The 15,201-nt window shown below is 42.1% G+C and carries 15 protein-coding genes and 1 pseudogene; 7 read left to right on the top strand and 9 right to left on the bottom strand.

Features of this window, described 5'->3' with window-relative positions:
- Positions 1 to 172: 172 nt before the first annotated feature.
- The 3 genes from HWQ42_RS26225 to HWQ42_RS26215 all read right to left on the bottom strand — a co-directional run bounded on the left by HWQ42_RS26225 (position 173) and on the right by HWQ42_RS26215 (position 4,581).
- A complete protein-coding gene (locus HWQ42_RS26225; RefSeq protein WP_292817300.1) occupies positions 173 to 820 on the bottom strand; it encodes a Uma2 family endonuclease in 648 nt (215 codons plus the stop codon).
- Positions 821 to 1,382: 562 nt separating this feature from the next.
- Positions 1,383 to 2,900, bottom strand: coding sequence for a pitrilysin family protein (locus HWQ42_RS26220; protein ID WP_292817131.1), 1,518 nt, complete (start codon positions 2,898 to 2,900; stop codon positions 1,383 to 1,385).
- Between the two features lie 37 nt (positions 2,901 to 2,937).
- The gene (locus HWQ42_RS26215; protein WP_292817130.1) at positions 2,938 to 4,581 is read right to left on the bottom strand and encodes a pitrilysin family protein; all 1,644 of its coding nucleotides are present in this window, start codon (positions 4,579 to 4,581) and stop codon (positions 2,938 to 2,940) included.
- Positions 4,582 to 4,732: 151 nt separating this feature from the next.
- On the opposite strand from HWQ42_RS26215, the gene HWQ42_RS26210 reads away from it, so the two are divergent.
- Complete coding sequence (locus tag HWQ42_RS26210) at positions 4,733 to 5,347, top strand: TetR/AcrR family transcriptional regulator (protein ID WP_292817129.1); 615 nt, start codon at positions 4,733 to 4,735, stop codon at positions 5,345 to 5,347.
- Between the two features lie 62 nt (positions 5,348 to 5,409).
- On the opposite strand, the gene HWQ42_RS26205 is transcribed toward HWQ42_RS26210, so the two are convergent.
- On the bottom strand, positions 5,410 to 5,850 hold the full coding sequence (locus HWQ42_RS26205; RefSeq protein ID WP_292740807.1) for a DUF4332 domain-containing protein: 441 nt from the start codon (positions 5,848 to 5,850) through the stop codon (positions 5,410 to 5,412).
- A 75-nt stretch (positions 5,851 to 5,925) separates the two neighbouring features.
- Here HWQ42_RS26205 and HWQ42_RS35630 point away from each other — a divergent pair, with 75 nt between their 5' ends.
- Positions 5,926 to 6,183 carry a hypothetical protein gene (locus tag HWQ42_RS35630; RefSeq protein ID WP_367119068.1) on the top strand — a complete coding sequence of 86 codons (258 nt, stop codon included), beginning with the start codon at positions 5,926 to 5,928 and terminating at the stop codon, positions 6,181 to 6,183.
- 47 nt (positions 6,184 to 6,230) lie between these two features.
- On the opposite strand, the gene HWQ42_RS26200 is transcribed toward HWQ42_RS35630, so the two are convergent.
- Positions 6,231 to 6,974 (bottom strand): class I SAM-dependent methyltransferase, encoded by a 744-nt coding sequence (locus tag HWQ42_RS26200; RefSeq protein WP_292817127.1) that lies wholly within the window; start codon positions 6,972 to 6,974, stop codon positions 6,231 to 6,233.
- Positions 6,975 to 7,066: 92 nt separating this feature from the next.
- Between HWQ42_RS26200 and HWQ42_RS26195 the strand changes: the two genes are divergently transcribed.
- Positions 7,067 to 7,531, top strand: a complete 465-nt coding sequence (locus HWQ42_RS26195) for a DUF29 domain-containing protein (protein ID WP_292817125.1) — start codon at positions 7,067 to 7,069, stop codon at positions 7,529 to 7,531.
- 2 nt (positions 7,532 to 7,533) lie between these two features.
- Here HWQ42_RS26195 and HWQ42_RS26190 read toward each other — a convergent pair whose 3' ends face one another.
- Entirely contained in the window at positions 7,534 to 8,340 is an 807-nt protein-coding gene (locus HWQ42_RS26190) for a PhzF family phenazine biosynthesis protein (protein WP_292817123.1), read from the bottom strand.
- A 145-nt stretch (positions 8,341 to 8,485) separates the two neighbouring features.
- On the opposite strand from HWQ42_RS26190, the gene HWQ42_RS26185 reads away from it, so the two are divergent.
- Together HWQ42_RS26185 and HWQ42_RS26180 are read left to right on the top strand one after the other, a co-directional pair.
- The gene (locus HWQ42_RS26185; protein ID WP_292817122.1) at positions 8,486 to 8,752 is read left to right on the top strand and encodes a hypothetical protein; all 267 of its coding nucleotides are present in this window, start codon (positions 8,486 to 8,488) and stop codon (positions 8,750 to 8,752) included.
- Between the two features lie 47 nt (positions 8,753 to 8,799).
- Positions 8,800 to 10,182: an aminopeptidase P family protein gene (locus HWQ42_RS26180; protein WP_292817121.1), complete on the top strand. Its 1,383-nt coding sequence runs from the start codon at positions 8,800 to 8,802 to the stop codon at positions 10,180 to 10,182.
- A gap of 111 nt (positions 10,183 to 10,293) precedes the next feature.
- On the opposite strand, the gene HWQ42_RS26175 is transcribed toward HWQ42_RS26180, so the two are convergent.
- Positions 10,294 to 11,175, bottom strand: coding sequence for a shikimate dehydrogenase (locus HWQ42_RS26175; RefSeq protein WP_292817120.1), 882 nt, complete (start codon positions 11,173 to 11,175; stop codon positions 10,294 to 10,296).
- A gap of 97 nt (positions 11,176 to 11,272) precedes the next feature.
- Here HWQ42_RS26175 and HWQ42_RS26170 point away from each other — a divergent pair, with 97 nt between their 5' ends.
- Positions 11,273 to 12,199: an alpha/beta fold hydrolase gene (locus HWQ42_RS26170; RefSeq protein ID WP_292817119.1), complete on the top strand. Its 927-nt coding sequence runs from the start codon at positions 11,273 to 11,275 to the stop codon at positions 12,197 to 12,199.
- 153 nt (positions 12,200 to 12,352) lie between these two features.
- Here the strand turns inward: HWQ42_RS26170 and HWQ42_RS26165 are convergent, their stop codons facing one another.
- Positions 12,353 to 13,072: a hypothetical protein gene (locus HWQ42_RS26165; RefSeq protein ID WP_292817118.1), complete on the bottom strand. Its 720-nt coding sequence runs from the start codon at positions 13,070 to 13,072 to the stop codon at positions 12,353 to 12,355.
- Between the two features lie 718 nt (positions 13,073 to 13,790).
- Positions 13,791 to 14,747: pseudogene (locus tag HWQ42_RS26160) on the bottom strand (aldo/keto reductase).
- Positions 14,748 to 14,826: 79 nt separating this feature from the next.
- Between HWQ42_RS26160 and HWQ42_RS26155 the strand changes: the two are divergent.
- A partial coding sequence (locus HWQ42_RS26155) for a DUF1802 family protein (RefSeq protein ID WP_292817117.1) occupies positions 14,827 to 15,201 on the top strand: 375 nt, incomplete at its 3' end.

Genomic DNA, 15,201 nt, shown 5'->3' with positions numbered 1-15,201 from the left:
AGCAGAATTCAGGAGTCAGAGTTCAGAGGATTTAAAGACGCGATAAATCGCGTCTCTACATCTGGGTTTTGGGTTATACAAATGTATTTATTTATGCTTTGCGGTAGACTAGGTTATATACTTCGCTAACTTGAAATCCGCTGTATGTTGTGAATTCTGGTGACAGCATAAGTTATTGCTGTTGTATCTGTTTTTGTACCCAAAGACGAAAAGCCTTGAGCGTTGCATTTCTACCTGCTGTTGTACTTTGCTCTAGATATTGGGGAATTGCTTCAATTAGTGGGAATCTAGGAAAATTTAGGCTTTGTTGAGATTCTACATAATGTCCGTCTTGCAAAACATTAATTTGGAGCTTCCCTCGATCAAAACGCCAAAGCTCAGGCACTTTTAGCGCTTCATAAATATTAGGATGAGTCCGAGAAGTAATATCAATTTCTAGAGCTAAATCTAGAGGAGGATCTACTGCTAAATCTAGCCGCTTCTTGCCGCGAATCTTAGATTCATTTTTTATATAAAAACACTGATCGGGTTCTATACCTTGAGCCATTGCTTGGTTTTTGAAAGTGGTAGAACCAAGGCTGATGAATTCAGTACTCAACTCTTCTAGAAGCGCTTTGACTAAATCACCAATAATTTCTTTGTCATATTCATGTTCTGGCAGTGGTGCCATAATCTCCAGTATTCCCCTGTCATAAGCAATTCGTGCTGCTCGGTGTTCCCCTAAATCCTCTAGAATTGCTTCCAATTCCTGCCAGGTTACATCTCGTAGTAGCACTCTTTGTCCTGGTGGAACATGGATGCGCTTTAATTCCAACAACATCATCTTCGCTCCCAGTAGCTAAAACCTAAATTTAGCTTACTCTAGTTAAATAATTCGCTGCGACAATTTTTGCTGCTTCATCGCTAGATTCTCAGATATACCGCAGGTTGTCGTTAGACATAGCTTGCTTAAAGAAGCCCTTTATAGAACAATACGGTTCAGTTAAGGCTAAAACTCTTTATCAAAATCAATTTTTTTAACGTAGACGCATTAGCGAAGCGGTAGCGACGAAGGAGCGTCAGCGGCTTGCCGCAGGCTACCGCAGAGGCACAGAGGGAACAGAGAGAGGAAAAAAATGCTTAACCCAAGCGTATTGCTTTATAGAAGTGTATGCTGGAGCGATCGCTCCGAAAAAGATTAATAAAGTAAAGAAAAAACCTCTGGCAACTCCAGAGGTTTTGGTTCCTGATTTAGTTTCTACTTGTTACTCCAATTTGTTCTCTATCATTTCCCGATAATGAAGAAAATTATTTGAACAACAAGATCCCCGAATTCTTAGAGAAGTCGGGGATCTGAGCCTTGCGATTTTATTTAGATACTGAGTATCTACCTATCTACGCTATTAATTCTTCGCCTGTGGCTGCGAACCAGGAATCGTTACATCTATTGGTGTCACCTGTTTAGCTAGCTGTGTCAATGGCGGTTGAATGGCGGTTTGATTCCCCACTACTAAAGTCACAATCTTTTCTGGCTTGAGGTATTCTCGTGCTACCCGTTGGACATCGGCTGCTGTAGTGGCGGCGACGGCTTTTTGATAGCGAAAGAGAAAATCAGCAGGATAGCCGTAATATTCGTATCGCATCAACCGTGATAAGGTTTGGCTGGGATCTTCAAAGTTGAACACAAAGGAGTTGAGTGTAGACTCTTTGGCAAAAGCCAGTTCTTTTGCTGTGACTCTTTGAGTTTGGGTGCGCTTGATTTCAGCTTGTAAGGCTTTGACAAACTGGACGGTAGCATCCGATCGCGTTTGTCCACCTGCAATAAATATGCCAGGATAATCGTAGCGGGGACTCCACTGGCCGTAGACAGAGTAAGCTAAACCTTGACGCGATCGCACTTCATTAAATAAGCGTCCACCAAATCCATTTAACACTCCATTCAATACATCCAGCGCCGCGTAATCGGGATTGTCGAAACGTCCGCCTAAATGCCCGATAAGCACACTACTTTGGGTTAGTTGTGGCTGATTGACAAAAAAGACTCCACCTGTATTAGCTGGCAAAACCTTTGGTAATGTGGGTTTAGCAATACCTGGGTTACGCTGCCAATCGCCAAACTTAGCTTGAATGAGCGATCGCATTTTCTTAGCATCAAAATCACCCACAATCCCCAAAATCATATTATTGGGGTGGAAATATTGCTGATAAAACTTGATCAAATCCTCACGCTCAACCTTATCCACCGTTGCATACTCTATCGTGCGAGCATAAGGGCTATCTTTCCCGTAGATCAATTTTTTAAATTCCCGACTAGCAATCCCATCTGGATTATCATTACGACGGGCAATGCCACCTTTGGCTTGTGTCTTAGCCAAGTCTAGCTTTTCTTGAGCAAATACAGGCGATCGCAGTACCTCCGCAAACAGCCCAAACACTGTTTCTAAATCTTCACTGAGGGCGTCAAAGCTAGCACTACCAGAAGCTTCACTAATACCAACTTCCACAGATGCTGCCCGTTGTTCCAATATCTCGTTGAGTTCATCAGGCGAATGCTTCTTAGTTCCTCCAGTTCGCATTACCGCGCCTGTAAAACCAGCCAACCCAACTTTCTCCATTGGTTCCAAGCGATTCCCTGTCCGTACAAACGCTGTACCATTCACCAACGGTAACTCATGATCTTCCATTAAATACACAACCAAGCCATTTTGCAGCACAAGCCGCTCATACTTGGGTAACTTAATCTCAGGTAGCGGTGGTAGCTGTAATTCTGTGTAATGTTTCGCCTCAGCCGTCGCCGCTAAAGAAAAATTACAAGTTAAAAGTAAACACGCAAAAACAGCAACCAAAGCATAAATCAGCCCCTTCCTATTTTGAATTTTCAACGCCATCCGCCTTTTACTCTTCACCTTATACCTCTGCATATCTCTCTTCCTTTGCGCCCTTTGCGGTTCGTTTCTCTTAAGCTTCTTTCGACAACAACTTACCAATCGTGCGATTTCCTGGCGTAAAAGTCTCCTTTGCCACTCGCTGAATATCAGCCGTCGTCACCGCCGAAATATCATCCAACTGCTTAAACAAATTCCGCCAAGAGCCAGTTTTCACCTCATATTCCAACAATTGTTGAGCCATGCCCATATTGGAATCGAGAGTACGTAACAAACCCGCCCGTGCTTGAGTTTTCACCCGTTGCAAATCAGCCGCCGCTACAGGCTCAGTTTTTAATTTGTCAATTTCTTGACGCAAAGCCACCGCCAACTCATCAACTGTATGACCAGGAGCTGTGAGAGCATAGAAAAAGATCAGGTTTGGATACTTATCTCCAGGAAATCCACTGTAACCTTGAGCATTTAGCGCCAATCGCTGCTTTTCTACCAAAGATTTATATAGCCGCGACGTGCGCCCATCACTTAATAAACTGCCAATGATTTCATAGATGGCATTATCTGGATGAGTAATCGCCGGACGATGATAACCTTCTAAATACCAAGGTTGAGAAGATAGCTGTAAAGTAACTTCCCGCGTTTGTTGTTGTGGCGGTTCCACCGGAATTTCTTCAACAGCTTTGGTTTTGGCTTGAAAGCGGCCAAAATAAGTTTGCGCCAGTTTTTTCACCTGAGTGGGATTGACATCTCCGACAATAGCGATCGCTAAATTACTTGGTACGTAGTGAGTATCAAAAAACTTTTGGACATCTTCTGGTGTCAGATTGCGAATATCTTGGTCATAACCAATCACCGGACGCCTGTAGGGATGAGCTTTGTAAGCAGTATCAACAAATTTTTCCACCATCTGTCCAATGGGTGAATTTTCCACCCGCATCCGTCGTTCTTCTAAAATTACATCTTTCTCTTTATAAAACTCACGACGAATTACCGGATCGAGAAATCGTTCCGACTCCAACGACATCCAAAGTTCTAGCTTATTGGCAGGAAAGCTGTAAAAATAACGAGTGGCTTCAGTAGAAGTATTGGCATTTAAACCCACACCTCCCGCTTGTTCAACAATTTGCCCCAATTCATTTTGCTTGACTAGCTTTCCTGCTTGCAATTCCACTTGTTTAAACTCAGTTTCTAACCGCGCAACCTCAGCTTTTTTGCCATCGGCTTTCGCTGCTTTAATTTGAGCATTCAACTGCTCTAAGGTATCTAATAGCGGTTTTTCTTTTTTGTAATCTTGTGTACCAATGCGCGTTGTGCCTTTAAACGCCAAATGTTCCAAAAAGTGAGCTACACCAGTTTTACCATCTGGCTCATCCACACCACCCACATTCGCATAAGTAAGAAAAGAAACCACGGGCGCTTGATGCCGTTCCAAAACAATGAATTTCAAACCATTGTCGAGGCGAAACTCCGTTAATTGCTTAATAACTCGATCGAGATAAGGTTGGATTGAACTTTGAACTGGTGGAGTTTGAGTTTTGGCTTCTTGAGGAGGAGATGCCGTCTGAGTTTGAGCTAGAGCAACTTCTGGTAGTAATCCCCACCAGAGAATACTAAAAGCCAACAAAGTGATAAACAACCGCCGCAATATCACAGATACTTGATCTGACCAATCCAAAATCCCCAATCTAAAATCTAAAATTGATCGACTGCTCTGGTTCATAAGCGAAAATTAAGATAAAGTTACATTACCTAAATAACAGGATACTTAGCAAAAGAGCGTTAATCTTGTATTAAGCTTTCAGTGGCTCTTTGCACTTGACATTAGACAATAATGCTACAAGTCTTGTTACGGATATCTAACCATAACTGTTATGCGAGTTTTTAATTCTTCCCCGCCCTCAGAGGTTCAGACGCGCACCCGGATTTTACAGGCAGCGCAACGGTTGTTTGCCTCTCAGGGATTTGACGGTACTACCACCCGCGACTTAGCACAAGCGGCAGGTATAGCTGAAGGTACTCTATTTCGTCATTTTCCGAATAAAAAAGCAATTTTAGTGGAAGTAGCCACGAGTGGCTGGGTAGAGATTCTGACAGATTTGCTCACAGAATTAAGTGAAATGGGCAGCTATAAAGCCGTTGCTCAGGTGATGCGCCGTCGGATGTGGAATTTTCAAAAAAATGCCGATTTGATGCGTGTTTGTTTTATGGAGGTGCAATTTCACCCTGATTTGCGCGATCGCATTCAATTAGAAGTCATTACCAAAATGACTGATGTCGGCGAAGCATTCTTTCAAACAGCGATGGATAAAGGTATTTATCGTCAAGGAGACGCGAAGCTAGTTGCAAAAGTTTTCTTAGGAATGTTTGCGATCGCAGGTTTTTCCAATAACACTATCATCGAACCTGATGCCTCTCCCCAACAAATGCAGGAAATGGCGGAAGGACTCGCTGATATCTTCCTTAATGGTGTCTTGGTTAAAGAGTGAGGAGTTATGAGTTATGAGTTATGAATTATGAGTTTTAACTCCTCACTCCTAACTCCTAACTCCTAACTAATGATTGTTTTCGCTTGCTGGCTCCATTGTTGTACTAGCTCAATTGCTGGACACAAATCTCGGCGCTGCATTGTTGCTACCTGCAAGCGCATAATTTGTTGGTGCAATCTGTGAGTGGGAGTTTGAGCTAACTGCACTACAGAACCAATACCTGCATGAAGCAATAAACCACAATATTGTGTCCCGACACTGGGAATACGCGCCAAGTCAGCTAAAGCCATCCATTTATTTACATACTGAAGATGAATCTGTAGTTTATTTGCTAACGCTAGTCTTGACTCTAGAGTTTTCCCTTGTTTAACTAAGGTTACTGTGCTAGTAATCCCACAATTTTGGAGTTGAGATTGTTCCTCGTGGCTCAGTCCAGGTAATTCCTCAATTGGCCAATCACGAGATTGGATAGTAGTTCTACTATCTTTGTGTTTAGCAGACATTGTTGAAATAAAAATATAGGCTTGTTTAAATATTGTGACAGTTGTTTCTTCGCAAAATTATGCTTTTGCGGTTTAGTGTTTGTATTGACGCGCGATTTTAACTCAATCTTCTGCAATACGATTGTTTCGCCTGACAATGCGATTGTTTCGCCTGACAATGCAATTGTTTCGCCTGACAATACGATTGTTTCGCCTGACAATACGATTGTTTCGCCTGACAATACGATTGTTTCGCCTAACAATACGATTGTGCCACCTAACAATGCGATTGTTTCGCCTAACAATGCGATTGTGTCACCTAACAATGCGATTGTGTCGCCTAACAAACATTAAATATCTTGCAAAACTGCCTAACAGCCTCTAACCAACTGCATTGACAGCTATTTTAGGCAGGTAATGCCTATCATATCGGGATAGTCAATGTAATCCTGCCAGAACTCGGAGCCAAATTTCTCTATGCCTTTGGGAGAGACTGTTGGATGATGCCAGTGGATCTCTTTAAAACCAGCACTCATCAAGGCCCATTCATAAGTCGCTTTGCTGAGGTAGTAGTTATCAATACTGATAGACTCACCGTCATCAGGAATGCTCAATGTTAAGGTTATGGGCGTACCTTCCTTGAGCGACTGGGCACATCTCCTAGCAATGCCATATTTCTCATGTTTATGATAAAACTCTGGAAGCATTTCTAAATTATTGTTCAAACTGACGAATCGACCACCAGGTTTCAGATGAATTGCTATAGCCTGACACATTTCGAGTAGTTGCTCTTTAGTTGCAGCGCAATTCAGCAAGTAGGAGACTACCACAAGATCGAAGCTGCCAATAGAACCAATTTCCATGACATCACCGATGATATATTCAATTTCAAGTGGAACAGAGGCTTCTTCAAGTCTTGCCAATTTGATCATTTCTGAGGAAATATCTACACCAACCAAACGTGCAGCGCCATTCTGTTTGAGCAATCGTGTGAAAAATCCTTCTCCACAAGCTAGATCGAGGATTGATTTCCCGGCAACATCTCCGATTAAATTTAAGTATGTATATGCCTCACCATACAAGCGATAAGGCAATTTATTAAGTTTTTGAAACTGGAGAGCTATGTTATCAAACACGGTTGCCATTTTTTCACCTCACTTGCAAAAGCTTCCTTGACGTTAAAATGGGCGTACAGTATCTCCAATTTAGCTAGTATACGGTAGATTGCAAAAAGCTCATGACCGAGATTCCGAAAAGTGCAGCCCAGTTGTATGAAACAGACTTTGCAGCATGGACAGAAAAAACTGTACAACTCATTCGTGCTGGACAATTTGGACAAGTAGACTGGGATGCTGTGATTGAGGAGATTGAAAGCTTAGGACGGTCAGAACGACGAGAGTTGAAAAGCCGTTTGGAAGTATTATTACAGCATTTGCTCAAGTGGCAATATCAATCTAGTTTGCGGAGTGGCTCTTGGCGAAATACGATTGATGAGCAGCGCTACAAAATTGCAGATTTACTGCAAGAGAGTCCCAGCCTCAAGTCTTATCCAGAAGAAGTTTTAGCCCAGTGCTATCATCGGGGATTGAAAGCTGCTAGTAATGAAACTGAACTACCAATAAATACGTTTCCAGTGGAATGTCCTTATTCCATTGCCCAAGTTCTTGATGGTGAGTTTTTGCCAGATATTATTGATTTGTAATATTAAGTTGATGCGGTAAATAACTCACCTCGCAATACAGTTACCGCTTGTCCACCGAGAAAGACGCGATCGCCTCCGTCATAATACACCTTCACCACGCCACCGCGACTGGATGCTTGATAAGCCAAAAATTCATTTTTGTGCAAGCGATCGCGCCAGAAGGAAGCGAGACAGCAATGAGCCGCGCCTGTAACTGGGTCTTCATTAATACCTAATCCCGGTGCAAAGAAGCGAGAGACGAAATCATATTGAGAATCAGAGTCAGTGAGGCTGGTGACAATGACATCAGAAACAGGCAACGTTTTGAGTAGTTGAAAATTAGGCTGTATTTGACGCACCAATTCTTCAGATTCCAATTCCACTAGATAACCTAGTGAATTCTGCAAGACAGATTTGTAGGGTACACCCAAAGCTTGGCCCAGTTCTGGAGGTGCGATCGCTTCTTGTGAGTGATTCACGGGAAAATCTAACTCAATCCACTCACCTTGCAATTTAGCAATCAGCACTCCACTCTTGGTATAAAAACGTGCAACTTCATCGGGTGATAAATGTCCCTCTGACCAAAGTACATGGGCACTAGCTAAAGTTGCGTGACCACAAAGCGGCACTTCTACCGTGGGCGTAAACCAACGCAGATTAAAGCCATCATCCTGTCTAACTAGAAAAGCTGTTTCAGATAAATTCATCTCCTGCGCCACGTTTTGCATCCAGCGCTCATCTTGGGGAGTAGGCAAAACACAGACAGCAGCAGGATTACCTGCAAAAGGTGTATTGGTAAAAGCATCAACCTGAGTAATGATTTGTCCCATTAGATAGAATCACCTTGAAAGTTAGACAGCAATATATTTATCAGTAGCAAGGTGTAAGAGCGCGGTGTGCCCCTACTTGTTTAATGAGAACCACTATATACAGTACCTTAGAAATTAGGAATACAATCTCCAAAAACTAGAGTCAATGTTAAAGCAAACCGAAAACGTGAGGATAAAAATCTTCAGAAGCATCTTTGCTGCTGTCAACTTAGCGCTAATTTCTGGAGGATTAGTTAGTTGTGTTGTTGAAGTACCGCAGCCACCTGCACCAACAGAGCAACAAAAACCAGTCTTACAACCTAACCAACAGCCTCAGCAGAACGACAAAGATGACGACGATAAAGATGGTGACGACAAAAATGGCGATCGCAAAAATGATAAAAAAGATGACGATAAAGACGATAACGACTAAATAAAGGCAAAACCATCACCTTTATCCTTTTCTTTGAGTTTACATTTATGCTTATCCCACAAACTTCTACTTCCCTCGGCGAGACTTTACGCCACCGACGGCAACAACTAGCCAAGCTGATTGATTTTCCCGCAATTCTGTGGTCAGGTAGCAATAATCCGCGCAACTTTCCGGCAAATTCCTTTCCGTTTCGTGCTAACAGTCATTTCCTCTATTTTGCCGGACTGCCATTACCAAAGGCGGCAATTCGTCTAGAAGCGGGTAAGCTAGAACTATTCATCGACGATCCGTCACCCAGTAGCGCTCTTTGGCATGGAGAAATGCCAACGCGCGAGGAAATAGCTGAGAAGATTGGGGCGGATGTGGCTCGACCAATGGCAGAATTAGAGTCTTGGCTGGAAGATGCCGCTACACTTGCTGTCCAAGATGCAGCTACTTGGACGCAGCAATCGCAGCTATTAAATAGATGGATTTTACCACAAAGCCCTCCCCAAGGAATTGACTTGGAGTTAGCTAAGGCGATCGTTTCAATCCGCCTTACCCACGATGATGGTGCATTAACCGAGTTGCGAAAAGCTGCGGCTGTCACTGTCAAAGCTCACAAAGCGGGGATGGCAGCAACACCCCAAGCCAAATTAGAAGCAGAAGTTCGGGCAGCGATGGAAGGGGTAATTATTGCCCATAATATGACCACCTCTTACAACAGTATTGTCACTGTTCACGGTGAAGTTTTGCATAACGAGCATTATCACCATAGTTTGCAACCAGGTGATTTACTGCTTGCCGATGTTGGTGCTGAAACTGAGATGGGTTGGGCAGGTGATGTGACTCGTACTTGGCCAGTTTCGGGCAAGTTTTCATCTACCCAAAGAGATATTTATAATGTGGTGTTGGCAGCCCATGATGCTTGCATTGCCAAAATCCAGCCTGGTGTAGAGTATGGGGATATTCACCTGCTAGCGGCTACAGCGATCGCTGAAGGTTTAGTAGAGTTAGGCATTTTACAAGGAAATCCCCAAGATTTAGTAGAAATCGATGCCCACGCGCTGTTTTTCCCTCATGGTATTGGTCATCTACTGGGTTTAGATGTGCATGATATGGAAGATTTGGGCGATTTAGCTGGGTATGAAGAGGGGCGTGAAAGGAGCGATCGCTTTGGCTTAAGCTATCTGCGTTTAAATCGTCCACTGCGTCCAGGAATGTTAGTCACAATTGAACCTGGTTTTTATCAAGTACCAGCAATTTTAAATGATGCTAATGTCCGTTCAAAATATCAGAATGTCGTGAATTGGCAGCGTTTATCTGAATTCGCCGATGTCCGGGGAATTCGCATTGAAGATGATGTTTTAGTTACTACAGAAGGCAGCGAAGTGTTAACGGCCGCATTGCCAAATGATGCTGATAGTGTAGAGAATCTAGTTAATGGTTGAGTTTACGCTAAATTTTACCCCACCCTAACCCTCCCCTTGGAAAGGGGAGGGAACCGGATTTCTTGTTTCCCCCCAATGCATCGGGGGGATTAAGGGGGGTAATAAGTTTCATCACTCCTCTAAACCCAGGTGATTTTGTAAGGCTTGGCGCATCACCTCTACAGGCAAAGTTTCCAGATGCAACCAGATTTTTAATGCTGCTACCCCTTGTTGGACTAGCATTTCTAATCCATCGATCGCAATTGCGCCTTGTTTTTCAGCCTGCTGGAGAAATTGCGTTGGTTTAGGAATATATATTAAATCGTAAGCGATCGCACCCGTTGGTAAATTTGCTATTTCTTCTACACTCAAAGGCGATTCATCGACTTTGGGATACATCCCAATCGGAGTTGTATTTACCAGCAGATTTGCTTGAGGAATGAGCTTTGGTAATTCTTCCCATTGATGAACCTGGAATTTTTCAGCTAGGGTTGAATTGCTCCAACTATTGCGGAATTCTTGTAATCTCTGCATATTGCGCCCAACAACATGAATTTGGGCAAAACCTAGCTGAATACAACCTGCTACAACAGCTATTGCTGCACCACCATTGCCTAAAATTACCGCTACTTTCTGACTCCAATCTTGTTTATATGTTGTCTGCAAAGGGGCGATAAATCCTTCTATATCTGTATTTGTGCCTACCCATTTGTTATTTTGGCGGCTAACAGTATTCACGGCTCCGATAGTTTGAGCCAGGGGTGTAATTTCCGAGAGTAGGGGGATGATTGCTTGTTTATGAGGTATTGTCACATTAAAGCCGACAACCCCAACAGCCGCAAAACCTGCGATCGCCACTTCTAAATTCTGTGGTTCAATCGGAAAAGGCAGATAAATATAATCTAATCCTAATTGTGCAATCGCAGCATTATGCATCACTGGCGACAGCGAATGTTCCACCGGATGTCCAATGACTCCTAGTAGTTTAGTTTTGCCTGTAATTTTTTTAGTCATTTGTCATTTGTCCCCATTTCCCAGTCCCTAGTCTTCAGCCCCCATTTCCCGCACCTAGTTTACAATTATTAAAAGCTACTTAACATTTCTTTAAATCATGCAGGTAACTACAGCCTCCTCTACAACTCCAATCCCTGGTAAATATTGGCAGTGGCGCGGGCACAACGTTTACTATGTGCGTGCGGGAGAGAAACAAAGCCAACGTCCGCCCTTGCTTTTGGTACATGGATTTGGTGCTTCCACAGACCACTGGCGCAAGAATATCACAGGATTATGTCAAGATTTTGAAGTATTTGCGATCGACCTTTTGGGATTCGGGCGATCGGCAAAACCAAAATTGCAGTATGGTGGCGACTTGTGGCGCGACCAACTCCATGATTTTATCAGCGAAGTGATTGGTCAAAAAGCAGTATTAGCAGGTAATTCCCTTGGTGGTTATGCTTGCTTATGTGTTGCAGCCCAATGTCCTGACAGTGCGGCTGGATTAGTGTTGCTCAATAGTGCCGGGCCTTTTAGTGAAAGCCAACCTACATCTGAACCTGAAGCTTTGCAAAGCGAAATTCAGCCACCCAAACAACCCTCTTCTTTAGAGAAATTACTGGGTGACTCGGTTAAGTGGATGTTTCAACAACCTTTAGCTCAGTTTGTGTTATTTCAATACGTGCGACAACGTTGGGTAATTCGCCAAACTTTAGAAAAGGTATATCTTGATAAAAGTGCAGTTACAGACCAATTGGTAGAAGAAATTTCTCGTCCTGCTTTTGATCCGGGTGCGTTGGATGTGTTTGTTTCAGTTTTTAGCACTCCTCAAGGGGAAAAAGTTGATGTACTACTAAAGCAATTAACTTGTCCTTTATTGATGTTGTGGGGAGAAGCTGACCCGTGGATGAATATTAGAGAACGTTCTCCAAAGTTTCGCCAATATTGTCCTGAATTGACAGAGCATTTCTTAACAGCAGGTCATTGTCCCCATGATGAAGTACCCGATAAAGTAAACCAACTTTTACGCGATTGGGTTTTGTAAAGGTTAATACAGTTCAGAATGAGCAACAAAGCCCTCATGTAGAGACGCGATTTATCGCGTCTTGAAAAACCAATTATCTACACCAATAACCCTTAACCCAAGCGTATTGGATTAAAGGTTTGTAGTAAGCGCCTCCAGACGCTTACTACAAACTTATTTAAAAACGTAAGATTTAATTTCTTGCTCTATTTGGTCACTAATAATTTCAGTTCCCATACCGATTTTATCGAGGTTAACCCTCACAAAATTTGTTTTGTCTTCTTCTGTAAACTTTTTATCATTATCTGAATCTTTAATAATTTTTAGAAAAATCGCATTTTGACTGGGAACAACAACCCAACTGATGATTCGAGTATTATTTGGGGTAATTTGCTGGAGATTCTTACCTGATAAATCAGAAAGATAGCCAATAGTAGCATCTTCGCCGTTGAGTTTTTTATCTGTATTTGTGTCTTGGTCAATTATTTTATACAACCAAACTCTTGTAGTTGGCTTGTCTGCCGCTTTCACCTCCAATAAATCGAAGGAGGTAATAATGGCTTTTTTATTTAATAAAAGATGAGCTTCACCACCTTGTTTTTGAGAAAAGATGATGTTATACAATGGGTTATTTCTTTGATTTTCATAAGAACGTGAAAGGCTTAAATCAATTCCTTTATCTGTATTCTGCTCTGGAATAGCAACAGGAATCATCAGATAATCTGATTGTTCTTTAATAATTAAATCGCCATAGACAAGATTTGGTTGTGGCTTCGGTTTATCAGTTGCTTTTGCCTGCTCTGCATTTCTGCTAACAGAAGACTTACATGAAAAAGAAAGTGTAGCTATAATAATAGCTGTAGCAATTTTATTTAAAAATCTATATTTTCTCATCAAATTCTCCAAGCAGGATATGTTGCTGTCTTATTTTATTCACTGCTGGAAAATTAGCCACAGTCTTAATTTGAGTTTATATTGTACAAAACAAGCCTACTTGTATAGGTTTGTTTTTTTGGCAAAATAACTGAAGTACCTTAAGCAAAAGGTTTAGGTTGATTGGGCAGATTCACTATCTTTTGTTAATCTTATCCTAGTCTCACAAATAGCTCCTCAAGCATTAATTCTGGCAATCCCTGCCGTACAGAGAAAATTCTATTACAATAAAATACCAAAAACCTGGTCGAGGTTGACCAGGTTTTATCGAGTTTACAGCTTTCAAATTTTAAACTAATTAACTAACTGAAGGTTAATGACTAGGGTGGACTAAAAAACTAACAAACTCAGCATTCTTGCGTTTTTCCGCTTTAGGATTTGGCTTTGCCTTCTACATTAGACTTTTTGCCACTTATATCACATTTGATATGCTGAACTTTGCTTGGGCTGATGACAAGGGGACACTAAGTCATTGACCCTTTTTGTTTGGTTTTATTTTGTTTGGTGTCCTAGTATTTAAATTATCACTTAAATTGTGAGTTGCAGCCATTGGTTTACTAAAGTTGACGTTTTGTTAGATTTTGCAATATCAAGCTATAAATTTGATCCCTAGCTCTCTTTTTAAGAAAGTTGAAGGGATCTTGGAGGGATCGGGATGGCTAACCCAACTGCATTGTCATCAATTCCACATAATCTGATTGTCATCTAGATGGTCAGTAACAATACGTCCAATGGCATCAATTTCTGCCAATTCGGCGGTAGAAAGCTTGATTTTGGCGGCTAATGCGTTATCTAATGCTTGTTCGGGATAACGTCCTCCGGCGATCGCATTTGTTTAGGGTTGAGCAATTAACCAGGCTAAAGCTAACTGAGCAAGGGTACAATTATGAAGAAGGGCTATAGGACGCAGTTTTTCTAGCGCTTGTTGGGCACGTTCAAAGTTTTCGCCTTGAAACAGTTTATTTTTAGCACGGTTATCTGTTGGGTCAAATTTATGACCAAGAGCAAATTTTCCTGTTAACAACCCCTGCGCTAAAGGCGAATAAGCAAGGATAGAAATATTGTTTTCGATACAATAGGGCAACGCATCTTGTTCTACCTGTCTCCAGAATAAAGAATAGGGTGGTTGTAAACTATCAATACGTCCATAACTTGCTGCTTCTGCTAACTGGACGCTAGAAAAATTGGAAACACCGATTGCTCGAATTTTACCTTGCTCTTTGAGCGAGTTAAGAGCGCTCATAGTTTCTTCAATAGGTACTATTTCACTATTGAAAGCGCCGGAGGGCCAATGTATTTGGTAAAGGTCAATGTAATCAGTTTTCAGATTGCTTAGGGAACGATCGCAAGCTTCAATTACTTGTTCATACTTGAGATGATTAGCAAAAACTTTCGTGGCATACTCTACGCGATCGCGTACATCAGATAAAGCTTCAGCGACAATTCGCTCTGAGTGTCCTTCACCATAAACTTCAGCAGTATCAATTGTTGTGATCCCAGCTTCATAAGCGGCTCGAATAGTTTTAATCGAGTCAGCATCCTCAATTCCTACCCACATTCTTTTACCAGCTTGCCAAGTTCCCATGAGGATGGGTGTGATTTTGACTTCACTTGTACCTAGCGATCGCTTTTCCATAACTGCTTCCTAATTCATTACCTTGGACAGGTACATACTTTATCAGTCTTAGCTTCAAATTAAATCAGAGTTACAGTAGATGCCGATGGAATTGACTACAACTTTTCATGCTCTTAAAGAATGGGCAGTTGCCATAAATGCCTTGGAAAGTGGCAAAACAATTATGTTGCTCCGCAAAGGCGGTATCCACGAACGAAATGGACATTTCCAAGTTGCCCACAAGCAAATTTTGCTTTACCCTACTTATGAACATCAACAAGCTTTCATGCTGAAAGCTGAATACGCCAATAATGTCTATCCAGTAACATCAGGCTGGCATCCTGAAACTGTTCGCATTGGCAGTTGGGCTGAAATTACAGATATTTTGCCAGTAAGTGACGAGTCGATTGTCAACAGCTTGGTTGAGTCGATGGGGGATATTATTCCCCGCACCTCTCAGTTAAATCTGGGCGTG

This window comes from Nostoc sp. JL23, assembly GCF_017115065.1.
GTDB lineage: Bacteria > Cyanobacteriota > Cyanobacteriia > Cyanobacteriales > Nostocaceae > Nostoc > Nostoc punctiforme_A.
The sequence above is the reverse complement of the archived record's forward strand: the minus strand, read 5'-3'. Positions and strand labels throughout refer to the sequence as shown.